This is a genomic window from Marinovum algicola (assembly GCF_900109145.1).
In the GTDB taxonomy this organism is placed as follows: domain Bacteria; phylum Pseudomonadota; class Alphaproteobacteria; order Rhodobacterales; family Rhodobacteraceae; genus Marinovum; species Marinovum algicola.
In genome coordinates this window covers 1-24,131 of sequence record NZ_FNYY01000018.1, presented here as the reverse complement: position 1 = coordinate 24,131, position 24,131 = coordinate 1, and the positions used below count along the sequence as shown (strand labels likewise).

At 64.4% G+C, this 24,131-nt stretch carries 25 protein-coding genes and 1 pseudogene; 21 read left to right on the top strand and 5 right to left on the bottom strand.

The genetic code is table 11. The features are described from left to right. Positions 1–27 precede the first annotated feature (27 nt). The 6 genes from BMW90_RS19615 to BMW90_RS19595 all read left to right on the top strand — a co-directional run bounded on the left by BMW90_RS19615 (position 28) and on the right by BMW90_RS19595 (position 5,747). Entirely contained in the window at positions 28–1,077 is a 1,050-nt protein-coding gene (locus tag BMW90_RS19615; RefSeq protein WP_074838317.1) for a Gfo/Idh/MocA family protein, read from the top strand. Further along, positions 1,074–1,196 carry a hypothetical protein gene (locus BMW90_RS27230; RefSeq protein ID WP_275937324.1) on the top strand — a complete coding sequence of 41 codons (123 nt, stop codon included), beginning with the start codon at positions 1,074–1,076 and terminating at the stop codon, positions 1,194–1,196. The genes BMW90_RS19615 and BMW90_RS27230 overlap by 4 nt, the downstream gene beginning before the upstream one ends. 34 nt (positions 1,197–1,230) lie before the next feature. Beyond that, the gene (locus tag BMW90_RS19610) at positions 1,231–2,490 is read left to right on the top strand and encodes an ABC transporter substrate-binding protein (protein WP_074838313.1); all 1,260 of its coding nucleotides are present in this window, start codon (positions 1,231–1,233) and stop codon (positions 2,488–2,490) included. A 56-nt stretch (positions 2,491–2,546) separates the two neighbouring features. Next, positions 2,547–3,515: a carbohydrate ABC transporter permease gene (locus BMW90_RS19605; protein ID WP_048535958.1), complete on the top strand. Its 969-nt coding sequence runs from the start codon at positions 2,547–2,549 to the stop codon at positions 3,513–3,515. A 74-nt stretch (positions 3,516–3,589) separates the two neighbouring features. Next, positions 3,590–4,642 carry a carbohydrate ABC transporter permease gene (locus BMW90_RS19600; RefSeq protein WP_074838310.1) on the top strand — a complete coding sequence of 351 codons (1,053 nt, stop codon included), beginning with the start codon at positions 3,590–3,592 and terminating at the stop codon, positions 4,640–4,642. Positions 4,643–4,667: 25 nt separating this feature from the next. Next, the gene (locus BMW90_RS19595) at positions 4,668–5,747 is read left to right on the top strand and encodes an ABC transporter ATP-binding protein (protein ID WP_074838307.1); all 1,080 of its coding nucleotides are present in this window, start codon (positions 4,668–4,670) and stop codon (positions 5,745–5,747) included. A 39-nt stretch (positions 5,748–5,786) separates the two neighbouring features. Here BMW90_RS19595 and BMW90_RS19590 read toward each other — a convergent pair whose 3' ends face one another. Next, a complete protein-coding gene (locus BMW90_RS19590) occupies positions 5,787–6,323 on the bottom strand; it encodes a peroxiredoxin-like family protein (RefSeq protein WP_048535962.1) in 537 nt (178 codons plus the stop codon). 87 nt (positions 6,324–6,410) lie between these two features. On the opposite strand from BMW90_RS19590, the gene BMW90_RS19585 reads away from it, so the two are divergent. The 4 genes from BMW90_RS19585 (at position 6,411) to BMW90_RS19570 (ending at position 10,412) form a co-directional block, all read left to right on the top strand. Then, positions 6,411–7,154: a helix-turn-helix domain-containing protein gene (locus tag BMW90_RS19585; protein ID WP_074838304.1), complete on the top strand. Its 744-nt coding sequence runs from the start codon at positions 6,411–6,413 to the stop codon at positions 7,152–7,154. A 100-nt stretch (positions 7,155–7,254) separates the two neighbouring features. Continuing rightward, a complete protein-coding gene (locus tag BMW90_RS19580; RefSeq protein ID WP_074838302.1) occupies positions 7,255–8,364 on the top strand; it encodes an LLM class flavin-dependent oxidoreductase in 1,110 nt (369 codons plus the stop codon). A 27-nt stretch (positions 8,365–8,391) separates the two neighbouring features. Further along, positions 8,392–9,342 carry a p-hydroxyphenylacetate 3-hydroxylase reductase component gene (locus tag BMW90_RS19575; RefSeq protein ID WP_244526556.1) on the top strand — a complete coding sequence of 317 codons (951 nt, stop codon included), beginning with the start codon at positions 8,392–8,394 and terminating at the stop codon, positions 9,340–9,342. Between the two features lie 146 nt (positions 9,343–9,488). After that, positions 9,489–10,412 (top strand): LysR family transcriptional regulator, encoded by a 924-nt coding sequence (locus tag BMW90_RS19570; protein ID WP_074838298.1) that lies wholly within the window; start codon positions 9,489–9,491, stop codon positions 10,410–10,412. 94 nt (positions 10,413–10,506) lie between these two features. Here BMW90_RS19570 and BMW90_RS19565 read toward each other — a convergent pair whose 3' ends face one another. Both BMW90_RS19565 and BMW90_RS19560 read right to left on the bottom strand, forming a co-directional pair. Then, positions 10,507–11,823, bottom strand: a complete 1,317-nt coding sequence (locus BMW90_RS19565) for a TRAP transporter large permease (protein WP_074838295.1) — start codon at positions 11,821–11,823, stop codon at positions 10,507–10,509. Beyond that, the gene (locus tag BMW90_RS19560) at positions 11,820–12,371 is read right to left on the bottom strand and encodes a TRAP transporter small permease (protein ID WP_074838292.1); all 552 of its coding nucleotides are present in this window, start codon (positions 12,369–12,371) and stop codon (positions 11,820–11,822) included. The genes BMW90_RS19565 and BMW90_RS19560 overlap by 4 nt, the downstream gene beginning before the upstream one ends. A gap of 182 nt (positions 12,372–12,553) precedes the next feature. Here BMW90_RS19560 and BMW90_RS19555 point away from each other — a divergent pair, with 182 nt between their 5' ends. The 3 genes from BMW90_RS19555 (at position 12,554) to BMW90_RS19545 (ending at position 15,362) form a co-directional block, all read left to right on the top strand. Beyond that, positions 12,554–13,633 (top strand): C4-dicarboxylate TRAP transporter substrate-binding protein, encoded by a 1,080-nt coding sequence (locus BMW90_RS19555; RefSeq protein WP_074838289.1) that lies wholly within the window; start codon positions 12,554–12,556, stop codon positions 13,631–13,633. Positions 13,634–13,764: 131 nt separating this feature from the next. Further along, on the top strand, positions 13,765–14,556 hold the full coding sequence (locus tag BMW90_RS19550; RefSeq protein ID WP_085851831.1) for a hypothetical protein: 792 nt from the start codon (positions 13,765–13,767) through the stop codon (positions 14,554–14,556). After that, positions 14,553–15,362, top strand: a complete 810-nt coding sequence (locus BMW90_RS19545; RefSeq protein WP_074838282.1) for an alpha/beta fold hydrolase — start codon at positions 14,553–14,555, stop codon at positions 15,360–15,362. The genes BMW90_RS19550 and BMW90_RS19545 overlap by 4 nt, the downstream gene beginning before the upstream one ends. On the opposite strand, the gene BMW90_RS19540 is transcribed toward BMW90_RS19545, so the two are convergent. Beyond that, positions 15,332–15,970 (bottom strand): glutathione S-transferase family protein, encoded by a 639-nt coding sequence (locus BMW90_RS19540; protein ID WP_074838279.1) that lies wholly within the window; start codon positions 15,968–15,970, stop codon positions 15,332–15,334. The genes BMW90_RS19545 and BMW90_RS19540 overlap by 31 nt on opposite strands. A 168-nt stretch (positions 15,971–16,138) precedes the next feature. Here BMW90_RS19540 and BMW90_RS19535 point away from each other — a divergent pair, with 168 nt between their 5' ends. Then, on the top strand, positions 16,139–16,762 hold the full coding sequence (locus BMW90_RS19535; RefSeq protein WP_048535979.1) for a TetR/AcrR family transcriptional regulator: 624 nt from the start codon (positions 16,139–16,141) through the stop codon (positions 16,760–16,762). Continuing rightward, on the top strand, positions 16,759–17,397 hold the full coding sequence (locus tag BMW90_RS19530; protein ID WP_074838277.1) for a glutathione S-transferase family protein: 639 nt from the start codon (positions 16,759–16,761) through the stop codon (positions 17,395–17,397). Before BMW90_RS19535 ends, BMW90_RS19530 begins: the two co-directional genes overlap by 4 nt. Before the next feature lie 122 nt (positions 17,398–17,519). Here the strand turns inward: BMW90_RS19530 and BMW90_RS19525 are convergent, their stop codons facing one another. Beyond that, positions 17,520–18,530, bottom strand: coding sequence for a nuclear transport factor 2 family protein (locus tag BMW90_RS19525; RefSeq protein WP_074838274.1), 1,011 nt, complete (start codon positions 18,528–18,530; stop codon positions 17,520–17,522). A gap of 138 nt (positions 18,531–18,668) precedes the next feature. Here BMW90_RS19525 and BMW90_RS19520 point away from each other — a divergent pair, with 138 nt between their 5' ends. The 6 genes and pseudogenes from BMW90_RS19520 to BMW90_RS27050 form a co-directional block, all read left to right on the top strand. After that, positions 18,669–19,715, top strand: coding sequence for an ABC transporter ATP-binding protein (locus BMW90_RS19520; RefSeq protein WP_074838271.1), 1,047 nt, complete (start codon positions 18,669–18,671; stop codon positions 19,713–19,715). A gap of 78 nt (positions 19,716–19,793) precedes the next feature. After that, on the top strand, positions 19,794–21,002 hold the full coding sequence (locus tag BMW90_RS19515) for an ABC transporter substrate-binding protein (protein ID WP_074838268.1): 1,209 nt from the start codon (positions 19,794–19,796) through the stop codon (positions 21,000–21,002). A 78-nt stretch (positions 21,003–21,080) separates the two neighbouring features. Further along, positions 21,081–22,103: a carbohydrate ABC transporter permease gene (locus BMW90_RS19510; protein WP_048535986.1), complete on the top strand. Its 1,023-nt coding sequence runs from the start codon at positions 21,081–21,083 to the stop codon at positions 22,101–22,103. A gap of 1 nt (position 22,104) precedes the next feature. Then, the gene (locus BMW90_RS19505; protein ID WP_074838265.1) at positions 22,105–23,262 is read left to right on the top strand and encodes a carbohydrate ABC transporter permease; all 1,158 of its coding nucleotides are present in this window, start codon (positions 22,105–22,107) and stop codon (positions 23,260–23,262) included. A gap of 129 nt (positions 23,263–23,391) precedes the next feature. Beyond that, on the top strand, positions 23,392–23,943 hold the full coding sequence (locus BMW90_RS19500; protein WP_074838262.1) for an ester cyclase: 552 nt from the start codon (positions 23,392–23,394) through the stop codon (positions 23,941–23,943). A 57-nt stretch (positions 23,944–24,000) separates the two neighbouring features. After that, positions 24,001–24,131, top strand: a pseudogene (locus tag BMW90_RS27050) (histidinol dehydrogenase); the annotation flags it as partial.

Sequence of the window (24,131 nt, the reverse complement as noted above, 5' to 3'; positions counted from 1 at the left end):
CCTCGACCAGGAGAGGCGGCGCATGTCATGACCCAAGAAAAGACGTTCCAGGTGGCGCTGATCGGGGCCGGCATGGTGGCACGAACCCATGTCGCGGCGCTGGCCGAGTCCAAGGCGGTCACCCTGCGCGGCATCGCCTCGCGCAGCGGCACAAGCGCCGCAAAACTGGCCGAAACCGCTGCCGAGCTGACCGGAGACACGGTGCGGACCTATGGTTCGGTGGCCGAGGTCGCCGCCGATCCTGCGGTGGATTTCGCGGTGATCGTCACCCCGCCGGATGCCCGCGCCGCACTGATCCGGCCGCTGGCCGCGGCGGGCAAACATATCCTGCTGGAAAAGCCGGTCGCCCGCACTGCCGCCGAGGCGCGCGAGGTGGTGGCAATCGCCCGCGCCGCCGGGGTGCGGCTGGGTCTGGTGTTCCAGCACCGGATGCGCGCGGCCTCGCGCAAGGCGGCGGAACTGGTCGCCTCGGGCGCGCTGGGTACGCTGGGGCTGGTCGAGATCGCGGTGCCCTGGTGGCGCGATCAGAGTTATTACGACGAGCCGGGGCGCGGCACCTATGCCCGCGATGGCGGCGGCGTTCTGATCAATCAGGCGATCCATAGCATCGACCTGGCGCTCAGCCTCACCGGACCGGTACGGAGGGTGCGGGCGATGGCCCGGACCTCGCGGTTTCACGACATGGAGGCCGAAGATTTCGTTGTCGCCGGGCTCGAGTTCGACAGCGGCGCCTTTGGTTCGCTGACCGCCAGCACCGGCTCTTTCCCCGGCCGGGCCGAGAGCCTCGGCCTGCATTTCGACCGCGCCAGCTTGCATCTGCATTCCGGTGCACTTCGGGTCGATTGGCGTACCGGCCGGAGCGAGAGCTTTGGCGCGGCGGGCGGCACCGGTGGCCGGGGTGATCCGATGGCCTTTTCCCATGATCTGCATCAGGCGGTGATCGAGGATTTCGCCGCGGCGCTGAGCCAGGGCCGTGCGCCCGTGGCCCCGGGCGAGGCCGGGTTGGCCAGCCAGGATCTGATCGAGGCGATCACCCGGTCGGCGCAAAGCGGCGCGGCGGAGGATCTGGCCGCATGACCCAGCGTTGCATCACAGTGTTCTATGCCTCGGCCTGCAATGGTGGCAGTATCGATCTGCCGCTGAAAGGAGCCGCAGAGTTCCATGGCAGCGCACCGCCGGAGACCGTGCAAAATTGACGACCCAACAGGACAATAGGGAGGATCCTGACCAATGAAAAAGACCATTCTGACATCCACCGCGCTGGCCGCCGGCCTTGCCGTCAGCGCAGGCGCCGCCTCGGCGCAGGAAATCCGGTTCATGTGTTATTCCGACGGCAATGAATGCGCCGTCTACGACGATCTACTGACCCGTTTCGAGGAACAGAACGAAGGCGTCGACGTGGTGGTCGACGAGGTGCCCTATCAGGCCATCGTCGAGAACCTGCCGGTGCAGCTGGCCGCCGGCACCGGCCCGGATATCGCCAAGATCACCGACACCGGGGGCCTCAACGAATACTACCTCGATCTCGCGCCGCATGTGGACACCGGCTATTGGGACGAGGCTTTTGGCGAGACACTGAACTGGTATCGCGTCGGCGACCGGGACGGCTATTACGGCATGCACTCCCAGCTCACCATCACCGGGCCTTTCGTCAATGCCACGCTGTTCGAACAGGCCGGCGTCGAGATGCCGGGCGCGGGCGCGACCTGGGAAGACTGGGCCGCGGCGGCCACCAAGGTGGCCGAGGCGACCGACGCTGATTTCCCGATGGCGATCGACCGCTCGGGCCACCGCGTGGCCGGGCCGGCGGTGTCTTATGGCGCCAAGCTGGTCGAGGACGGCACCGGCACCTTCGAGGGCTTCGGCCCCTTCGCCGAGGCCTTTGTCGGCTGGAACGAGGACGGCACCATGGCACGCGATGTCTGGGCCAGCCAGGGCGGGGCGACCTATGCCGATGCGGCCCAGGAATTCATCAATGGCGAGGTGGTGTTCTACTACTCCGGCTCCTGGCAAGTCGGCCGGATGGATGAACAGGTGGGCGACTTCTTCGACTGGAAAGTCGTCGGCTCGCCCTGTGGTCCGGCCGGTCCCTGCTCGGGCATGCCCGGCGGCGCCGGCATCGTCGGCTTCGAGCAGACCGAGCATCCCGAGATCGTCGCCAAGGTGATCGATTTCCTCGCCCAGGAAGACATCTATGCCGAAGCCGCGGCCCGCACCCGCAACCTGCCGGCGCATCTCGGCGTCGCCCAGACCGGTGTCGAGTTCGAAGGCGCCACCCCGGCGGCGCAGGCGGCCCTGACCGCCTTTGCGGCCGATCTGCCCAACGTGGCGCCCGAGGCCTTTGCCTATCAGGGCTATTCCGGCAACCGCGCGATGTACGGCATCACCGTCGAGCGCCTGAGCCAGGCCATCGTCGGCGAGCTGAGCGTCGAAGAGGCGCTGGCGCGGATGAACGACGACCTCGAAGCCGCCATGAGCGAAGCGCAATAAGCGCATGGCCCCTCGCGCCGGGCGCGGGGGGCACCTATCGAGGGTCGGGGGGACATATGCTGCGGATCATCACGCCCGTCATGCGGGTCATCGAGATACCGATGCTGGCGCTTCAGCGCCTGCTGGGGATCAACCGGCTGGCCTGGGTCTTCCTGGCGCCGAACCTGATCCTGTTCGGGCTGTTTGCCTTTCTCCCGGTCATTCTCAACATCTTCTACGCCACCACGGGCAGCGACAATGTGCTGCTCTCGGACCGGCCCTATGTCGGGGCCCGCAACTTCGTCACGCTGACCGATTGCGGCAATTACCTCGACGCCAATTCCTGCCGCGAGGACAAGTTCTGGCGGGCGGTGTGGAACACCTTGTGGTTTGTCACGCTGCAAGTGGGGTTCATGGTGGGGTTTGCCCTGCTGACCGCGCTGATCCTCAATCGCGACATTCGCGCGCGCGGTTTCTTCCGGTCGGTGTTCTTCTTTCCGGTGCTGCTGTCGCCGGTGGTGGTGGCGCTGATCTGGAAGTGGATCCTGCAACGCGAGGGCGTGCTCAACGCCTTTCTCGACTGGACCGGCGTCGGCGGGGTCAACTGGCTGGTGCAGGCCGATTGGGCCTTCGGCTGGTCGGTCTTCATCTCGGTCTGGGCGCATATGGGCTTTTACACGCTGATCCTTCTGGCGGGCCTTCAGGCGATCCCGCGCGACGTCTACGAGGCGGCGATCATGGATCGCGCCTCGGCCTGGCGGACCTTTCGCCGGATCACCCTGCCTTTGCTGGCGCCGACCATGCTGGTGGTGCTGGTGCTGGCGCTGATCAAGGGGGTTCAGACCTTTGACGAGATCTACGCCTTTACCGGCGGCGGGCCGGGCACGGCGACCACCTTCATCATCCAGTACATTTACGAAGAGGGCTTTGCCGGCGCGCCGCGTCTGTTCGGCCTTGCCGCCGCCGCCTCGCTTCTGGTGGCCGGGGTGCTGGTGGTGCTGACGCTGATCCAGCTTTGGGTGAACCGGAGGAATGTAAATGGGTGAGCTGACATCAGCCAGGAAGACGCGCCGGGCGCTCCGCCCGAAATCCAGCGGCCCCAATCAACAGAGGCAGCGCAATGTCTAGACTCTGGTCCTTTCTCACCGCAACGCGCGGCCGCGACCGGCTGCACTGGACCGATTGGGTGTCTTACGGCTACCTGATCTTCGGTGTGCTCCTGATGTTCGGCCCGGTGGTCTGGCTGGTGCTGTCGAGTTTCAAGTCACCCAACGAGCTTGACCGGTTTCCGCCGCGATTCCTGCCATATGCGCAGGAAACCCTCGAAATCGAAGGCTTCGACTCGCCGCTTCTGGCCTTCATCGTCACCGAGGGCGAACTGACCGGCGAGGTCGTGGGCCAGACCCGCCGCGCCGCCGGCCGCGCCGAGGTGGTCCTGCCCGCCGATCCCGAGACCCGCATTCGCATTCCCGCCGACACGCTGGCACCGATCGAGGATGTGGCCTTTGCCACCGAGAACTACACCTCGCTGTTCGAACGGTTCAACTTCCTGCAATTCTTCTGGAATTCCACCTTCATCACGGTCATGGCCACGGCGCTTATGCTGCTGGTGAATTCCATGGCGGCCTTTGTCCTGTCGAAATACGAGTTTCGCGGGCGCACCGCCGTGCTGCTCCTTGTCATCGGCACCCTGATGATCCCTCAGACCGTAGTGCTGGTGCCGCTGTTCCTGATCGTCACGGAAATGGGTATGTTCAATTCGCTCTGGGGCGTCATCATCCCAGGCGCGGCGACACCGACCGGAGTGTTCCTGCTCAGGCAATACATGATCACCATCCCCGACGAGATCCTCGATGCCGCGCGCATGGACAAGGCCAGCGAATGGAAGATCTTCTGGCGGATCATCGTGCCGCTTTCGGCGCCCGCCATCGCGGTATTGGCGATCCTCGCGATCATGTGGCGCTGGAACGATTTCCTCTGGCCGCTGATCGTGCTGACACGGACCGAGAACTTCACCCTGCAATTGGCGCTCAATTCCTTTCAGGGCGAGTTGCAGACCGACTGGCCCAGCCTGCTGGCGATGACGGTGCTGACGCTTTTGCCAATCGCCTGCGTCTTCATGTTCCTACAGAAATACATCGCCACCGGTATCGCCTCGACAGGCGGCAAGTGACGGCTGGACAACAGAAAGGGCTGAGATGGCCAGGGTCGAACTGAAAAACGTCAAGAAATCCTACGGCGTGGCCGAGGTGATCAAGGGCATCGATCTCGATATTGCCCACGGCGAATTCTGCGTCTTTGTCGGGCCGTCGGGCTGCGGCAAGTCCACGCTCTTGCGGATGATTTCCGGGCTCGAGCCGATCACCGGCGGCGATATCCGCATTGGCGACGAGGTGGTCAACCGCGTGCCCGCCGCCGACCGGGGGCTGGCCATGGTGTTCCAGTCCTATGCGCTCTACCCACATATGTCGGTGCGCCAGAACCTGTCTTTCGGGCTTGAAAACATCAACACACCCCGCGCCGAGATCGAACGCAAGGTGGGCGAGGTGGCGAAGATGCTGCAAATCGACATGCTGCTCGACCGCCGCCCCAAGGACCTCTCGGGCGGCCAGCGCCAACGGGTGGCCATCGGCCGGGCGGTGGTGCGCGAGCCCAAGGTGTTCCTGTTCGATGAGCCGCTGTCGAACCTCGACGCGGAGCTGCGCGTCGAAATGCGCGGCGAGATCGTGGCGCTGCACCGGCGGCTTCAGAACTCGATGATCTATGTCACCCACGATCAGGTCGAAGCCATGACAATGGCCGACAAGATCGCGGTGCTGCGGCTTGGCCGGCTGGAACAATTCGGCCGCCCGCTCGATCTCTACAACCGGCCCGACAATCTCTTTGTCGCCGGGTTCATCGGCTCGCCCAAGATGAACTTCATCCGCGGTCGGGTGTCCGGGAGCGACCGCACCGTGATGGAGCTCGAGACCGGCGAACGCCTGACCCTGCCAGAGACGGGGTTTGCCCAGCAGCCGGGCGAGGCGGTGACGCTTGGCATCCGGCCCAACCAGCTGCGTGCCGGCGAGGACGGGCCGATCACGCTCGAGGTGGCGACGATCGAGCAGCTGGGCGGCGATTCCTACCTCTATGGCAAGCTGCGCAACGGCACGGGGATCACCCTGCATCTGGCCGGCCAGACCTCGGTGCGGATCGGCGAGGTGATCGCGATCACGCCCGAGATCGAGGCCGTGCACCTCTTCGACAGCGAGACCGAGCGGAGCCTGCGCCTCGCGTGAGGTGCGGCCGGGGCAGGTGGGCTGCCCTGGCCCCTGACATCAGACCGCGCCGGTATATTCGCCGCGCGCCGGATAGTCCTTTTCGATGGCGAAGTCGACCGCCTTGACCAGCTCGGCGAAATGCGGCCGGACAAAGGGCATGGTCTGCACCGAGCCGTAATACAGCGTCTGGCCCGGCGAGACGAGGAACAGGCCGGGCTCGGAGAACAGCGGCGGCTCTTCGATGCCGATTGATGTCTTGCCCTTGGAGGTCGAGATATAGAGGCCCCAGTCCCGCGCCTTGGCGAGCGAAAGGTCATAGCCAAAGCGCAGAGTATCGGCGCCGATTTTGTCAGCCATCAGACGCGCGCGATCCTCGCCGTCCGAGCTGATGGCGATGGTGTTGACGCCGCGCTCGGCGAAATCGGCAACCCGCTTTTGCAGCTCGGTCAGGTAATTGGCGCAGATCGGACAATGCAGCCCGCGGTAGAAACAGATCACCGTGCCACGTTCGGACACCTCGGTGGAGAGGTCGAAATTGCCGTGGTCGAGGGTGGGAACGGAAAGGTCGGGCGTTTTCTTGCGGGGGATGAGCATGGATTTTCTCTTGTTGCTTTCGGTCTGCTGGGTGTATTTCAGAAGGTGTTGTCACAAGACTCCTAAAAAACCGACCGAAACGCCGAAATGTCCCGTCATGACCGTCTGACCACCCTGATCTCGCGCTTCACCCTGGAGGTGCATCCGGCGCCGCCGGAGGCGGCGACGCTGGTGGTTCTGGAGGATGCGCAGGGCCGCCCCTGCAAGGCGCTCTTTCAGCCGCGCGCCGCCGGGTTCGAGTTAGGCGCGGCACGCGCGGTGGTGGCCGCCAGGGTCGATTGGGGCGGCATTTCCAACCCGCTGGTTTCGGCCCTGCCGGACCGCATCGAGGTGGATCTGACCTGCGACGAAGAGACCATGGCGCTGGCGATGCTGATGAAGGCCGAGATGGAGATGCAGCGTTGCGGCGCGGCCTCGGTGATGAACCGGCTGGGCGAGGTTCTGGTGGTGCGCATCCTGCGCGGCCAGATCGAGGCCGGCTCGACCCGGCCGGGCGTGCTTGCCGGCCTGTCGGATCCGCGCCTGAGCCGCGCCATCGTTGCCATCCACGACACGCCGGGGCGCAACTGGCGCAATGAAGACCTGGCCGAGATCGCCGGGCTGTCGCGCAGCCGCTTTGCCGAGATGTTCCTGACCTCTGTGGGCGAACCGCCGGCCGCCTATCTGCGCCGCTGGCGGCTGACGCTGGCGCGGCAGGACGTTGACAAGGGGCACCGGGTCGATGCCATCGCGCGGCGCTACGGCTATGGCTCCGCCGAGGGCTTTACCCGCGCCTTCCGCAAGCAGTTCGGTGCGCTGCCGATCGAGCTTCGGCACCGGCAGGCGGAGTGAGCGAGGGTCATCAGGAAACCCGATAGCAAACATCAGAAACTTTCAGTTTTTCCGCTGGCTTCCCTGCGCCAAAGTGTCGGGGAAGCCAAGGAGACACCTGATGAAACTGTCGTTCTTCACGATGCCGATTCACCCGCTGGGCAAGCCCTTTGCACAGAGCCTTGCCGAAGATCGCGAGGCGTTTCTTCTGGCCGACGAGCTGGGCTATGCCGAGGCCTATTGCGGCGAGCACACCACCGACCAGGCCGAGATCATCACCTCCTGCGTCGCCTTCCTTGCCAGCCTGGCCTATGAGACCAAGCAGATCCGTCTGGGCACCGGCACGGTGAACATGCCAAATTCGCATCCGGCGCGGATCGCCGCCGAGGTGGCGATGCTCGATCACATGCTCGAGGGCCGGCTCAACTTCGGCATTTCGCCTGGCGGGCTGATGTCGGATGCCGAGGCCTTCGGCTCGATCGACAAGGACCGCAACGCCATGTTCGTCGAATGCATCGACATGGTGCTCGACATCTGGAAAGGGCAGGCGCCCTACAACCTCAAGGGCGATTTCTGGGAGGTCTCGACCGCGCGCACCATGATGCCCGAAATCGGCCAGGGCGACATCATGAAGCCCTATCAGGATCCGCATCCGCCCATCGTCGGCACCGCCGTCGCGCCGTTTTCCAAGGGTGTCAGCGCCATGGCCGAACGCGGGTGGCAGCCGATTTCGGGCAATTTCCTGTTGCCGAAATGGGCCGCCACCCATTGGCCGAAATACGTCGAGGGCTGCGAAAAGGCCGGGATCGTGCCGGATTATGCCGACTGGCGCGTCGCCAAGAACATCTGCGTCGCCGATGACCGGGAGACCGCGCGGGCCTATGCGCGCGATCCGGGAAGCCCCTATGTCTATTACTATTCGCAACTGCTGACCAAGATGCGCAAGGGCGGGCGGCTCAACCTCTTCAAGGAAGACCAGAACATGCCCGACGAGGCGGTGACGCTCGATTACGTGCTCGACCGGCTGGTGATCCATGGCGACCCGGAGTCCGTGGCCGACCAAATCCTCGCCCTGCGGGAAGAGACCGGGCCGTTCAAGCACCTGGTCTATGCCGGCCACGACTGGACCGATTACGAGCTTGGCCGCAAGGGCATGATCCTGATGGCGGACAAGGTGCTGCCGATCCTGACCGAAGCAACCAAGGCCGAACCGATCAACGCCGCCGCGTGACGGCCGCGCCCAAACGGGAGAGACGAGATGACCCTGATGATGAAAAAGGCCGCCGCGCCCGAAATCGATCCCAAGGCCTTTCGCCGCGCGCTTGGCAATTTCGCCACGGGGGTCACGATCATCACCGCCCGCGCGCCCGACGGCACCCGGGTCGGGGTCACCGCCTCGAGCTTCAATTCGCTCAGCATGGATCCGCCGCTGATCCTCTGGAGCAGCATGAAGGACGCGAAAAGCTGTGCGATCTTCGAAAGCGCCAGCCATTTCGCCGTGAATATCCTCGCCTCGGATCAGATGGAGATGTCGAACCATTTTGCCCGGCGGCAGGAGGACAAATTCGCCGGCGTCGATTTCTCGGAAGGGCTTGGCGGCGCGCCGATCTTCGACGGCTGCGCCGGAAGGTTCCAATGCGAGACCTATGACAGGCTCGATGGGGGCGATCACTGGATTTTTGTCGGCCGGGTGGTGAAATTCGATGATTTCGGCCGCGCGCCGCTGTGTTTTCACCAAGGTTCTTATGCCATGGTCTTTAATCATCCCGACGCCTTTCCCAAGTCCGATACCAGCCCGCAGCCCGACCCGGATCGTGGCCGGATGGGCAAACACGCCTTCTTTCTGATGTTGCGCGCGGTGCGGGCCTATCAGGACCGCTACCGGCCCAAGCTCGAGACCCTGGGGCTCAGCGTGATCGAGGCACGGGTGCTGCTGGTGCTCAAGGATCTTGCCGGGCTGACCGCCGACGAACTGGTGGTGCATTTGCACGCGCCGGTGACCGAGGCGCATGCGGCGCTGGTCAACCTTGAGGATCGCGGCCATGTGAAGATGGCGGGCGACAGCTATGAGCTGACCGAAAAGGGCCATGCCAAGGCCGATCAATGCTGGAACGTGGCCGAGGCTCATGCCGAAGAGGCCTTTGCCACCTTCAGCGATGCCGAGCTCGACACGTTCGACACGGTGTTGCGCCGTCTCATCGCGCAATAGCTTTCCGGCTCCCCGTCGCGGGAGCGCACCTCCCGTGGCCGGAAAGTCACCCGGTCCGAGCCTGCTCGGGCCGGGTTGATCTGTTGCGGCTTTCGCGAACCGCGATAAGATGGGCCGCCCGACATCAGAAAACCGGATAGGCACATATGAAGCTGCAACAACTGCGCTACTTCGCGGCGGTCTACGAGCAGGGCTCGTTCTCGGCCGCCGCCGAGAAGGTGAACGCCACGCAGTCGGGCCTTTCTATGCATGTCAGCCAGATCGAAAAGCGCTATGACGTCAAGCTCTTCGAACGCTCGTCCTCGGGGGTCACCCCGACCGAGCTGGGCCGTGCGTTCTATCTTGAGGCGGTCAAGGTGCTGGCCTCGGCGCAGCATGCCGAAGACCGCCTGCACAGCCTGTCGAAATCGGTGGTCGGTCATATTCACGTCGGGTTGATGCCTACCTTTACCCGGGCCGTGCTGACCGCGGTGCTGCTGCGCATGGGGCGGGAATTTCCCGAGGTGCGGGTCTCGATCTCGGAGGCCTATTCCGGCGCGCTGGCTGACGAGGTTGCCGAAGGCCGGCTTGATTTCGCCGTGGTGCCCGCCTCGTTCGAGCTGAACGAGGCGCTGTTCGCCAGGCCGATGGGGGATGACCGCGAATGTCTTGTCTATGCGCGCGACCGGGCCTTGCCGGCGCGGGCCGACGGCATCCGCCTGCGCGAGGTGGCGCCGCTCAAGCTGGTGCTGCCGGGGCCGAGCAACGCCCGGCGGCACCGGATCGAGACCTATCTGGCGGTCAACTCCATCGCGATTTCCGACCAGCTCGAGCTTGATACCATGCATGGCACGCTCGATCTGGTGGCCAATTCCGATTGGGTGTCGGTCCTGCCGGGCATTCTCTGCCTGCCGGATCTGGACGGCAAGCGGCGCAAGGTCGTGCCGCTGGCCGATCCGCCTCTGTCGGTGACCTACATGATGATCCGCACAAGGAAACGGCCGCTGTCGCTGGCGGCCGAGAGCTTTTTCAATGTCCTTCAGGAAGAGCTGAACTCCGCCCTGGAGATCCCGCCGATCAGCCGCGGCTGAGACCGGCCGCACCCGCGACAAAGCAGGGACCGGCGTCCCTGCTTCATCTTGTCGGGCAAATGCCGGGGGCCGGGGCAGGGCCCCAACCCGCCGGTCACATGAAGGTATAGGGCAGCCAGGTGCTGAGCTCGGGCCAGACCAGCACCATGATCGCCACGCCGAGGATCAGGATCCAGAAGGGGATGGCGCCGCGGAAGATGTCGCCCAGCGTGACCCCGGCATCGGGCACCGCCGCCTTGACGGTAAAGACGAGTATGCCGAACGGCGGGGTCAGCAGCCCGGCCTCGATCACCAGGATGCCAAAGATCGCGAAGGACAGCGGATCGACTCCAAGGGTGGTGGCGACCGGGGCAAAGATCGGCACGGTCAGCAGGATGATCGAGGTCGAATCGATGAACATGCCGAGCAGCACCCAGACGGTGAAGATGATCGCCAGCACCACTGCCGGGTTCTCACTGACCGATAACAGCAGATCGGTGATCACCTGTGTCGCGCCGCCCATGGCGAGGAAACGGGAATACATCGACGCCGCGATCAGCAGGATCATGATCGGCGCGGTGGTCCGCCCGGCGCTATAGATCGCCTCGAGCACGTCGTGACGGGTCATCCCCTTGGCCAGCCCCAGCAGGAAGGCGCCCATGGTACCGAAGCCGGCGGCCTCGGTCGGGGTCAGGAAACCGCCCCAGATGCCCCCGATCACCACGCCGATCAGACCGAGGATCGCCAACCCGCCCATCGATTGCCGGCGCAGCTCGGCCGGGTCGGCCTCGGTAACGCTGGGGGCGGGCATCATCGGCGCGCAGCCGGGGTTGCGGATGGCGTAGATCACGCAATAGCCGCAAAAGGCCACGGCGAGGATCAGCCCGGGGATCAGCCCGGCGATGAACAGCGCGCCGATCGATTGCTCGGTCAGCACCGCCCAGACGATCATCAGGATCGACGGCGGGATCAGCATGCCGAGACAGGCACTGCCCGCCACCGTGCCGAGCGAGAACCGCTTGTTATAGCCCAGCGCCACCATCTCGGGATAGGCGATGCGCGAAAAGGTGGCGGCGGCGGCGATCGAGACGCCGGTGATCGCCGCAAAGACCGCGTTGCCGGCCACGGTGGCGACGCCAAGACAGCCCGGCAACCGGCGAAAGGCGCGGTTGCAGAGCGCATAAAGATCGTTGGCCGAGCCGGATCGGCTGACGAAATCGCCCATCAGCACGAACAGGGGAATGATGATGAACACATCCTTGCGCAGCGCCTCGTAGGCGGTGGTGCTGAGGATCGACAGCCCGATGTCGAGGCTGCCCATCATCCAGTAGACGCCGACAAAGCTGACCGTGCCGAGCGCCACCGCGAGATGCACGCCGAGCAGGATGAAAAGCATGAGCAGGCCGAGTACGCCGAAGATGGTGAGGGTCATGTCAGGTCTGCTCCGGTCAGGGGTTTGGCGGTGGGGGCGGGCACCGGTTGCGCTGCGGGCAGGTCGCTGTCGCCGTTCCGGCCGCGCAGATCCGCGATCAGCACCGAGACATAGGCCAGCGCCGCAAAGGCGCAGGTGCCCACCAGCAGGAAGCGCACCGGCCAAGTATAGATGCGCATGGCGCCCTCGCCTTCGTATTCGCCGAGGCGCACGGCGGTCAGGGCCGAGGGCAGCGAGGCATAGGCAATCGCCGCAAAGAGCGCCGCACCCAGAAGCCAGGCGATGATTCGCAAAGCCTGGGCGCCGCGCGGACCGAGGTGATCGAGTACCAGCGTGGTGCGCAGCATCGAGCCGGAATAGACCGCCAGCGGAAGCTGGAGAAAGGTCACCGCGATGACCGAATTTTGCAGGATTTCCTTGGTGCCCGCGATCGGATGCAGGAACAGCGTGCGCCCCAGAACATCGGCGATAATCAGCAAGGCCAGCAAGAAGACCCACCCAGCCGAGAGCACGTGCGCCCATCGCGCAATTGCCAGTTGTTGTCTCATCACTCCTCCTCAGTGCTGATCTGCCGGTCAGCGTAGGAGCTGCGTTATCGTTCCGCAACATTTTTGTTTATCGATTGATAATTTAATGTATCAAGGAGACATCGCCGTGATTCAGACGGGCGCAAATCCGCGTGACCCGGCTGCAAGGACACGGCACAATCTCTCAAGGGAGGAGACCCATCATGACATCAGCAACAAAGACTTTCGGGCGAATCGTCGGCACGGCACTGGGCCTGACGCTTCTGGCCACCACGGCCCAGGCCGACCGCTTCACCTTTCGCATCGGCTCGGGCCATCCCAAGGGCCCGGCGCCCTATGTCACCACGATGTCGGATTTCTTTGTTTCCGAGGTCAAACGCCGGGCGGCCGAGGAAACCGATCACTCCGTCAACTTCATTGAATCCTATGGCGGCGGCATTGCCGGGGTGTCGGAAACGCTCGAGGCGGTGCAGCAGGGGCTGCTCGACTTCGGCGGTTACTGCGTCTGCTTCGAGCCGTCGAACCTCTATCTGCACAACTTCCCCTATTTCGAGCCGTTCGGCCCGCAGGCCTCTTCCGATGCCATCGCCGCGGTGCGCGTGGTCTATGACAAGAACCCCTGGCTGAGCGAGGTCTTCGAGGCGGAGTTCGGCCAGCAGTTGCTGGGCCTCGGCGCCTGGGACAACTACCACCTCGGCACCAAGGAGGAATGGTCGCAGGTTTCCGATCTCAAAGGGGTCAAGATCGGTGGCGCGGGACCGAACCTGCCGTGGCTGGAATATGCCGGCGCGGTGCCGGTGCAATCGAGCCTGCCGGAAGGCTACATGGCGCTGAAGACCGGCGTTTATGACGGCTGGCTGATGACGCCGGCGGGTTACAACGGCTTCAAGTACTATGAGCCGGCGCCCTATTATACGCTGATCGGCTATGGCGCGATGCCGGTAGTCGTGCTCACGATGAATGCCAGGAAGATGGCCAGCCTGCCCGACGACCTGCGCCAGATCATCGAAGAGGTCGGCATGGAATGGGAGACCCGCAACGGCAAGGCGATGGACGACAGCCAGGCCGCCGGCCTGGCGGCGCTGCGCGAAAACGGTGCGGTGATCACCGAATTGCCCGAAGAGGTGCGCACCGAATGGGCGCAGAGCCTGGCCGAATTCCCGCGCAAGAGCGCCAAGGAAGCCGACAGCCGCGGCATGCCCGGCACCAAGGTGATGCAGGACTTCATCGATGCCTCCAAGGCGGCAGGCCACGTCTGGCCGGTGGAATACGACCTGCACTGAATCCCGCCTCGGCGCCTATCAGGTTTTCTGATGGGCGCCGCGCATTTATATAATTTCATATGTTTGGCCCTCTGCCTTTAGCCTCGGTGGAAGGAGGTCGCAGCAGCCTCCGCCTTGTGGAGGAGGCCGCCATGAAACTCGGATATCTTTTCATCCCGCCCGCCGGTGGGCAGAGCCGCCGCCCGGGCCACGCCGCCGCCATGCGCGCGCCTCTCGCCAAGGCTCTGGGGTTCTCGGAATTCTATGCGCCGCTCACCCCATCGGAAGACACCCCGGGGCCGCATGCCACCGAGCGGCAGAGCCTGCTGCACATCCTGCCCAATCCTCCAGAGCAACTGCGCCCGCAGCTGGTGCTGGTCGATGGCCAGAGCCGCGACCGGGGCCGCCCGGCCCCCGGCCCGGTGGCGGCACCGGTGAGCCATGCGGCGCAAGCTCGGATGCACTCGGCGCGCGGCCGAGCGCCTCTTTCGGTGAGCTGGAGTGATACTGACATGCTGGCGCGGCACTGGGCCGCGCATGTCACCGGCTGCACCCATGCCGGCCGCTGCGCCCGGCCGCAGGACTGGCGCGTCGCCCGCACCGTCATCGTCGATCCCGATGCGGCCCGGGCCGAAGCCACCGCCAAGCACGCCGACAGCCCCTGCCGGGCCTACTACCGTGCCTCGCTGGGCGAGAATGCCAGCGACACCGAGGTCGATGCGCGGATCGATGCCTGCGTGCTCTATGGCACGCCGGCCACGGTGTTGGCTCGCCTGCACGAGATGACGCAGGTCTCGGCGTCTTTCGGCACGCTCACCTTTGTCGATCATGACTGGCCCGACGTCGCCCGCGCGCGGCAATCGATGCGGCTTTTTGCCGAAACACTGCTCACGACCCACCAGTCACAGACCCAACGCAACATCAGAAAGCTCGAATTCGCATGACCCATCAGACGCTATTTTCCACCGTGTCCGGCCCCGAAGACGCTCCGGCGCTTCTGCTGCTCAACAGCCTGGGCGCCACCCATGCCATGTGGGACGCGCAGCTGCCGCTGCTCGAGAGCTTCTACCGGGTGATCCGCTGCGACACCCGTGGCCACGGGCAAAGCCCGACGCCGCCCTCGCCCTACAGCTTTGACGAGATCGTCGATGACGCGCTGGCGGTGCTCGACACGCATGGGATCGAGACGGCCAGCGTCATGGGGCTGTCGCTGGGCGGCATGACCGCGCTTGGCATGGGGCTCAAGGCGCCCGAGCGGATCGACCGTCTGGTCTGTTGCGCCGCCCGCTCTGACGCGCCGCAGCCATTCGTGCAGAGCTGGCACGACCGGCTGGCCAAAATGGAGGCGGGCGGCATCGAGGCAGTCTGGTCCGGCACCGTCGGTTTCTGGCTCTCGGAAGACAGCCGCCGCGATTTCCCCGACCGCGAGGCGGCGCTGCGCGACGGCTTTCTGAAGACCACCGAAGAGGGCTATCGCGGCTGCGCCCATGCGTTGATGCGGCTCGACTACTTGCGCCACCTGGGCGAGATGCAGGTGCCGGTGCTGTTTGTCGCGGGCGAGAATGACGGCGGCGCCACGCCCGACACCATGCGCGCCATGGCCGAGGCCTGCCCGGGATCGGACTTCACCGTCGTGCCCGGCGCGAAACACGTGATCAACGTCGACCGCCCCGACGATTTCGCCGTGGCAGTGGCCGATTTCCTCGATCTCGACGACGATCAGTCGGTGGCGGGCCGCAAGCTGGCATAGGAGGCCATGACGGTGGTGCGATAGGCCTCGCGCTGCCCCAGCCGGTCGTAATATTCGGCCAGCGCGGGCAGGGCGGGGCGATCGAACTCCATAGTATAGTAACGATAGAGCGCCGAGCCCACCGGAATATCACCCATGCTCAGACGGTCGCCGGCCACGTAAGGCTGATCCGAGAGCCGCTTTTCCAGCACCTCGAACTGCCTGGTCAGCGCCGCGATGGCCGCGTCGCGCCTGGCCGGATCGCGTTGCGACCGGGGCAGGCGGACAAGCTGATAGAAGAGCGCGATGAAATCGGCGTAGGCGTTGTTCTGAAACCATTCCATCCACATGTCGGCGCGGCCGATGTCGGCCGGGTGATTGCCCGCCAGGGCGCCATCGCCATAGGCCTGCGCCAGATATCGCACCACGGCATTGGATTCCCAGATCACCAGATCGCCATCCTGCAAGGTCGGAACCTTGCGCATCGGGTTCATCGCCACGTAGTCGCTGGTGTCGAGCCCGCCAAAGGCACCGCCGGCGTCAAGCCGCTCATAGTCAAGCCCGAGCTCTTCGAGCGCCCAAAGAACCTTTTGCACGTTGACCGATGTTTTCCGTCCCCAAAGCCGCATGTCGGGTGCCTCCTGTGTGCCTTTCTTATTTATCGCACGATAAATGTCTGGACTGCAAGCGCGGAATGCTTTCTGTTAGGGCGTGACACATTCGAATCCGGCGGAGCCAAGGTGCCCACACACAAGCGAACCCAATCGTCCGATGCCCCCGCGCCGCCCCGGCGGCGCATGTCCCCGGAGGACCGCAAGGAGGCGATCGTCTCGGCGGCGGTCGAGCTGTTTGCCGAGAACGGTTTCGACGGCAGCACCCGCGATCTGGCGCGCGGTGCCGGGATCACCCAACCGCTGCTCTATCGCTACTTTCCGAGCAAGGAGAGCCTGATCGAGGCGGTCTACGCCAGCGTCTTTCTGAAGAGCTGGGACCCGGCCTGGGACGACATCCTGAAGGACCGCGACCTTTCGGTGCGCGACCGGTTCCAGCGGTTCTACTCGGCCTATACCGAAACCATCTTTCAGCCGGTCTGGATGCGGCTCTGGCATTTCGCCTCGCTGCGTGACGCTGAGGTTTATGGCTGGTACCGCGAGGTCGTGCAGGAACAGATCCTCAAGCCGCTGGTGCGCGAACGCCGGATCGAGCTGGGCCACAATCCGGGGTTTGCGGTGTCGCCGGCCGAGCTCGAGGCGCCCTGGCTGCTGCACGGCGGCCTGCTGAACTACGGTCTGCGCCAGCAGGTGACGGGGCAGGCCGACCGCGATGCACGCGACTCCATGATCCGGCAGGCGCTCGAGATGTACATGCTTTTCACCGCCGCGCAGACCCCCGAGACTGGCCCAACAAAGGACCCCCGATGATCGATCTTTATACCTGGACCACGCCCAACGGCCGCAAGGTCTCCATCCTGCTCGAAGAGCTGGGGGTGCCCTATACCGTCAAGCCGATCAACATTTCCAAGGACGAGCAATTCGCCCCGGATTTCCTCAAGATCTCCCCCAACAACCGTATCCCGGCCATGGTCGATCACGAGACCGGCGTCGCGCTGATGGAAAGCGGCGCGATCATGCTTTACCTCGCGGCCAAATACGACCGTTTCCAGGTCGCGGGGGACGAGTATTGGCACATGATGGAATGGCTGATGTGGCAGATGGGCGGCCTCGGCCCGATGCTGGGCCAGGCGCATCACTTCCTGAAATACAACCCCGGCAAGGCGCTTTATGCCGAAGACCGCTATGCCACCGAGGCGCGGCGTCTCTACAAGGTGCTGAACACCCGGCTCGCGGGGCGCGATTATGTGGTGGGCACGGGCACCGGCAGCTATACGATCGCGGACATGGCGATGTGGCCCTGGGTCTCGCGGCACGATTTCCACCAGGTCGAGCTGTCGGACTATCCCGATGTGCAGCGATGGTATCGCCACATCCGTGACCGCCCGGCGGTCCAGCGCGGCTATCATATCCCGAAGTTCGTGCAGGATATTCCCGAAGGCTGACCCTCGCGGTTCCGTGAGGGTCTCGGCGGGCAGGTGACGGCGCGGCCCCATTTGGCGATGCCGCGAAATGCGCCGGTATCCGCGATGGCCCGCGTTCACGGGTCGAAGGCGCCGAATCCAGCTTATGTTAAATCCCGGCCCGCCAGCCGAGTGCACCGGTCGAGGATGTCGACGCCCTGGGATTTCCAGAAATGTAGCAGATCGATGAACACCCAATTCTCGGCGAGCTTATCGCCGGCGCGGCGGTAGATATCGATCACGCGGAACGGCCCCGGTTTGCCGGTGGCCGGCATGCCCATGAAGCCGCCCGTAGGTTCGGCGGTAAAGTTCGGCCAGCCGAAAAAGCCACCGTAATGGCCCTCGGACACCCGGGCGACATGGCGGGTCTTGGAGCGATTGGTAAACCCGGCGCGAAAGGGGCCGGAATGCTGGCGGGCATACCGCGCGATGGTATAGGTCGCGCCTATACCTGCCGGGCCCCACCAGATCATGTCGTCGGCCCAGGTGCGGGCCAGTTCCTCTTCCAGCGGCATCCCGCCCTGCCATTGACCGAGATCGCCGATCATGGCGTCGATCAACGCCTGCGTGCGATCACCCCGCGCCGCCGGCTGCGGATCAAAGAGCAGCCCGTCATGGGTCTGCGGCCCGGGCTGCACCAGATGCGCCCCGGTTTGCGGCGGAAAGGGCTGAAGCCCCGCCTGAAGCATCAGATGCGGAATGTCGAAATACATCGCGGTCTCGACGATCCGGCCCGTCTCGACGCGATGAAAGGCGGCGTATCGCAGAAAGGCCATGCGGCCGGTGGGCGGAATGCCAAGCCACGGCTGGTCGAACAACCCCATCAGATGGCCCATCGAGACAACCCAGCGTCCGCTGCCGTCGGGCAGGCGGTTTTCGCCTGCAAAGAAAATGTCGACGCGGTTCTGCATTCGGCTCAGGGCCTGCCGCAGCGGCAACCAGAAGCGACGGGCCACCGCCTCGGGCCCGGCGATTTCGTCAAACGGGTGATATCCCCGCCAGCGCAACTCAGCGGCGCAGTACTGCGATTCGATCTCGGCCAGCGCCGCCGCAGGGGCGTTTTCCTGTGCCGCGTAATAGTCTCGAACCAAGTCCTTCTCGGCTTGAAAACTCATCTTTCCTCCTTTGCCTCAATGGCTTGATCCGCAGCTTGCAGGGTTTTCGCATACGTTTGCAAAAAGATCTTGCCAGATGTGGGGCGCTGCGTCTATCGTTTTTGCAAACGTATGCAAAACTCACTCAGGGAGCCCAGGATGGCCGAGATACAGCTTCGCAACGTCGGCAAGCGCTGGGGCAGTTTTGTTGGGGTGCAAAACTTCGACCTGACCATCGCCGACCGCGAGTTTCTGGTTCTGCTCGGTCCTTCGGGCTGCGGCAAGACCACGACGATGCGGATGATTGCGGGGCTTGAGGACGTCACCGACGGCGACATCCTGATCGATGGCCAGGTGGTCAACGATCTCGAACCGAAAGACCGCGACGTGGCCATGGTTTTCCAGAGCTATGCGCTTTATCCCAACATGAACGTCTATGAAAACATCCGCTTCCCGCTCAAGGTGCGCAAGGTGCCCGAGGGCGAGCATGACGACCGGGTGCGCCGTGCCTCGGCGATGGTCGAACTGGACGACTTCCTGCATCGCAAACCTTCCGAGCTCTCCGGCGGTCAGCGCCAGCGGGTGGCGCTGGCGCGCGCCATCGTGCGCGAGCCCAATGTCTTTCTGATGGACGAACCACTTTCCAACCTCGATGCCAAGCTCCGGGTCTCGACCCGGGCGCAGATCAAGAACCTCAGTCACGAGCTGGCGGTGACCACGATCTATGTCACCCATGACCAGATCGAGGCGATGACCCTGGCCGACCGGGTGGTGGTGATGAAACATGGCGTGGTGCAGCAGGTCGGAAGCCCGACCGAGATCTACGATGCGCCGGCCAATACCTTTGTCGCCAGCTTCATCGGAAGCCCGGCGATGAACCTGATCGACGGCAAGATCGAGAACGGCACCTTTGCCGCGCAGCACACCCGCATCGAGGGCCTGGCCCTGCCCGATGGCCCTGTGACCCTGGGCTTTCGCGCCGAAGATGCCTCCCTTTCCGACAGCGGCCAGATCACCGCGCCGATCTACACGCTCGAACTGCTGGGCGATGCAACGATGATTTCGGTGCGGATCGGCGGCGCGCTGGTCAGCGTCAAGGCCGACAAGAGCTTTCGCGCCGAGATCGACGATATGGTCACGATCTCGGTGCCGCCCGAGATTTGCCACCTCTTCGAAGCTGGAAGCGGTGAGCGCATCGGGGCCTGAGCCCCGCCAACGCCTCGGAACAGGGGCAAAGACCGGTCCGGACGTCGACGGCGGACCGCATATAACAGGGAGACCACGATGAACCTCAAACCCCTCATGCTCGCCGGCGCGATCGGGCTTGCCGCCACGGCGGCCAGCGCCGAATGCGCCTTTGAAAACGACGTGCCGCTGAAATCGCTTTCGGCCGGTTTCGAAGCCTGGAAGGCCGTGACCGACGCGATGGCCGAATGCGGCAATTTCTCGGCCTCGCTCGATCAGGAGTTTCGCGAGAAACAGCCCGAGGCCTTTGCCGCAGACCCGTCGCTCTATCACATCGGCGGGGTCGCCAATGCGACGCTGATCCCGCTGCTCAACGCCGGATCGGTTCGCCCGCTCGATGATCTGGTGGCAGAATACGGCAGCCAACTGACGCCGAACCAGCTGATCAAGATCGACGGTCAGACCATGGCCGTGGCGATGATGGTCAACGCCCAGCACCTCATGTACCGCGAGGACATCCTGAACGACCTCGGTATCGCGGTGCCGACCACGTATGACGAGGTGCTGGCCGCCGCAGAAGAGATCCGCGCGGCCGGGGTGGTGGACTACCCGCTCGGCGGCACCTTCAAGACCGGCTGGAACCTCGGCGAAGAGTTCATCAACATGTACCTCGGCGAAGGTGGCCAGTTCACCGGCGACGGCAACATGCCGACGATCAACAATGAAAAGGGCGTGCGTGCGCTCGAGGTCATGAAAGCGATGACCGTATATATGGACCCGGAATACCTGGTGTCGGATTCCACCTATGTCCAGCAGCAGTTCCAGCAGGGCAAGATCGCCATAGCCAACCTCTGGGCCAGCCGCGCCGGCGCGATGGACGACGAAGCCGAGAGCCAGGTGGTGGGCAAGGTCAAGATGGCCGCCGCCCCGATGGGCTCGGAACGCCCGGCCTCGTCGCTGTGGTGGGATGGCATCGTGATCGCCACCAACATCAGCGACGAAGAGGCCGAGGCCGCCTTTCGTGTGGCGATGGAGGGCATGGACGCCGAGACCGTCCAGGCCAACAATGACGCCGCCGTCTGGCTTGTGTCCGGCTACACCCCCGGCCCGCTCGCCATGGGCGCGGCCGCCACCGCGGAAGCCGGCGCCGCACCCTACCCGGCCTCGGGGCCGATGGGCATCATGCACACCGTCCTGGGCAATGGCATCGCCGACTACCTGACCGGTGCCAAGGATGCGGAGACCACGCTGGCCGATATCGAAACGGCCTATGTCACCGCCGCCAAGGAATCCGGGTTGATCGAATAACCCCCGACTGCGGGAGGGCTGCCTGCCCTCCCGCCCCCGCCTCCCCCTCACTCTCAGGATCATGAGGAAGACCGAGACATGCCTTTCCGGACCTTCGCCATCTTTGTCGGCCCCTCGGTCTTCATGATGCTCCTGTTCATCGCCTTTCCGCTGGTGAGCGTTTTCAGCCAGAGTTTCTATGTCACCCAGCCGATCTACGAGGTGGTGACCTCGGAAACCTGCACCCCCGGCTTCATCGCCCAGACCTGCGTCACCGAAGAGAAATCGGTGCCGGTGCTGGACGAGGACGGCGAGATCGTGACCCGCACCCGTTTTGTCGGGCTCGAGAGCTACCGCAACGTTCTCGAACTCGGCCGCGCCTGGGACGCGCTCAGCCAGGGCAGCTGGCGCGCCTTTCAGGCGATCGATTTCTGGAAGGCCCTGCGCTTTACTCTCAGCTTCACCTTGATCACCCTGCCGCTGGTGATCGGCCTCGGGCTGGCGATCGCGGTGGTCATCAACAATGCCGCACGGGCGATCCGCGGACCGGTGATCTTTGTCTCGCTGCTGCCGTTCATCATCACGCCAGTGATCGGCGCACTGTCGATCAACTGGCTGTTCCGCGGTGACGGCATCCTGACGGCAGCGCTGGAACATTACACCGGCCGCGACATCGCGATGTTCGCCCAGGCGTGGACCATCGAGATCCTGATGATGTTCTATCGCGTCTGGCACGTGGCGCCCTTTGCTGCCATCGTGCTCTATGCCGGGCTTCAGACGGTCAACCAGGATGCGCTGGAAAGCGCGCTGATCGATGGCGCCACCCGCTGGCAACGGCTGCGCTATGTGGTGATCCCGCATCTGATGCCGCTGATCGTCTTTATCGCCATGATCCACCTGATGGACAGCTACCGGGTGTTCGAAGAGGTGGTGGGCTTTTCCTCCCAGGGCCATGTGATCTCGCTGCAATGGCTGACCTACGATTTCCTGGTGCCCGACCAGGCCGGCAACCGCTCGATCAGCCGCGCCTCGGCCTCGGCCATGCTGACCATGATCGGCATCGTGATCCTGCTGATTGCCCCGCTGCGCCGCACCTGGCGCGACCACAGAGGAGGCCGCTGACATGTCGACCCCACGCGCCCTGCGCCAACCGCTGAGCCTGCGCATCACCTCGGGCGCCTTCCTTGCCCTCTGGTGCCTGATTGCCGCCTTCCCGATCTTCTGGATCACGGTGATGAGCTTCAAAACCCCGGTCGATGCCTTCGACGCCAACCCGCTGAACGTGATCTTCGGCCCTGCGACCCGGGCCCGCGGCCACGGGCTGTCGCTCTTTGACATCATCATGGGCGGGGCTGTGCTCTGGGTTACCGTCCAGCTTGCCGCCAAGGCGCTGCCCGGCATGGTGCGCAGCTACAGCCCGCAAGGGCGGCAATGGATGGGCTGGGGGATCGGCATGCTGGCGCTGGCGCTGGGCTTTCTCACCGTCTTCTTTGGCCTGCTGCCGCTGCTCTCGGATCTGTTGAACCCGGTGCTTGGTCCGCTGGGCCGCGACGTGCTCGGCTTGACAACCGAGCATTACGAGACCGTCTGGATCGACCGCGGCTTTTCCAACAATTTCAAGAATTCGCTGGTGGTGACGGCGGGCGTGGTCACGGTCTCGCTCACCGTGGGCACACTGGCAGGCTACGGGCTGGCGCGCTCGGGCTCGGTGCTGGCCTTCTGGATCCTGATCATCGCGCTGGTGTTCCGCGCCCTGCCGCATTCGGTGCTTGTGGCGGGTTATCTGCCGGTGTTCATCTCCTCGGCCGAATGGCTCTCGCCGATCCTCGGCGACAACGCCCCGACCCTCTATGGCAAGCCCTGGGCGGTGATCGCGGTGCTGGTGGCGATCAACCAGCCATTCACCATCTGGATGCTGCGCAGCTTCTTTCAGAACATTCCGGCTGAGCTTGACGAGGCCGCCCGCGTCGACGGTTGCAATCACTTCCAGGCCTTCCGCCGGGTGATCATGCCGGTGATGTGGCCGGGGGTGATCACCACGGGGCTGTTCTCCTTCCTGCTGGCCTACAATGACTTTCTGGTGACCTCGCTGCTGCTCGATGCGCAGAACCAGACCATGGTTCCCGCCATCGCCGGCATGTTCAACCGAGAGACCACCACCACCGACCAGGTTGTCGCCGTGGCCGCCGCGGTCTCGATCACCGCACCGTTGTTCTTCCTTGTCATGGTGTTCCAGCGCCAGATCGTCAGCGGGCTCACCGCCGGGGCGGTGAAAGGATGAGCGCGCAATCCCGTCACGGTGCCCTGGCCCGCCATCCGGCGCTCAACCGGATGCCCCGTGATTTCCTGGAGTCCCTGTCGTTTCGCACCAAAGGCAACGACACATGGACATTTTGAAAGGAGACAGGCGATGAAAGGCACACGACCCGAACAGGCGATCCTGACCCGCGACACCGACATGAGCAAGACCGACGAGACCCGCCGGGTGATCGAAAGCATGGTTGACGGGCTCAATGACCACCGCATCGACGACATCGGCGCATTTTTCGCCGAGGGCTTTCGTTGGATGGGAAATCAGGGCTGCGGCACCAAGCAGGGGCTCAAGGCGTTTCAGGACAATTGGCAGCGGCCGTTTCAGGCGGCGTTTTCCGACAAGGTCTGCATCGACGAGGCGCGGCTTTACATGGGGGAATGGGCGGCCGCTTTCGGCCGTCAGGAGGCGACGCATACGGGCACCTTCCTCGGCATCGCCCCCACCGGCAAGCGGGTGGAGATCCGCTACATGGATTTCTGGAAGGTCGAGGACGGCAAGATCACCGACAATTGGGTGAACGTGGATTTCGCCCATGTCGCCGCGCAGCTCGGTGTCGACCTGTTCAATGGTCAGGGCTGGGAGGCCTATGACCGCGGCGAGCGTGAAGCGCCCCGGCCAGAGACAGAGACAACCGCGTCCCGGGCCTGACCCGGGACCTCACAGACAGCAGGGCCCCGGATCAGCTCCGGGGCGGGAGAGTGACAGATGACCATCGAATATCTCAAACGCGGCAAGCCGGAAGCCGACCGGGCGGAGGATGATGCCCGGACCCGTGCCGTGGTCGAGGCGACGCTGAAAGACATCGAGACGCGCGGCGATGCCGCCGTGCGCGCGCT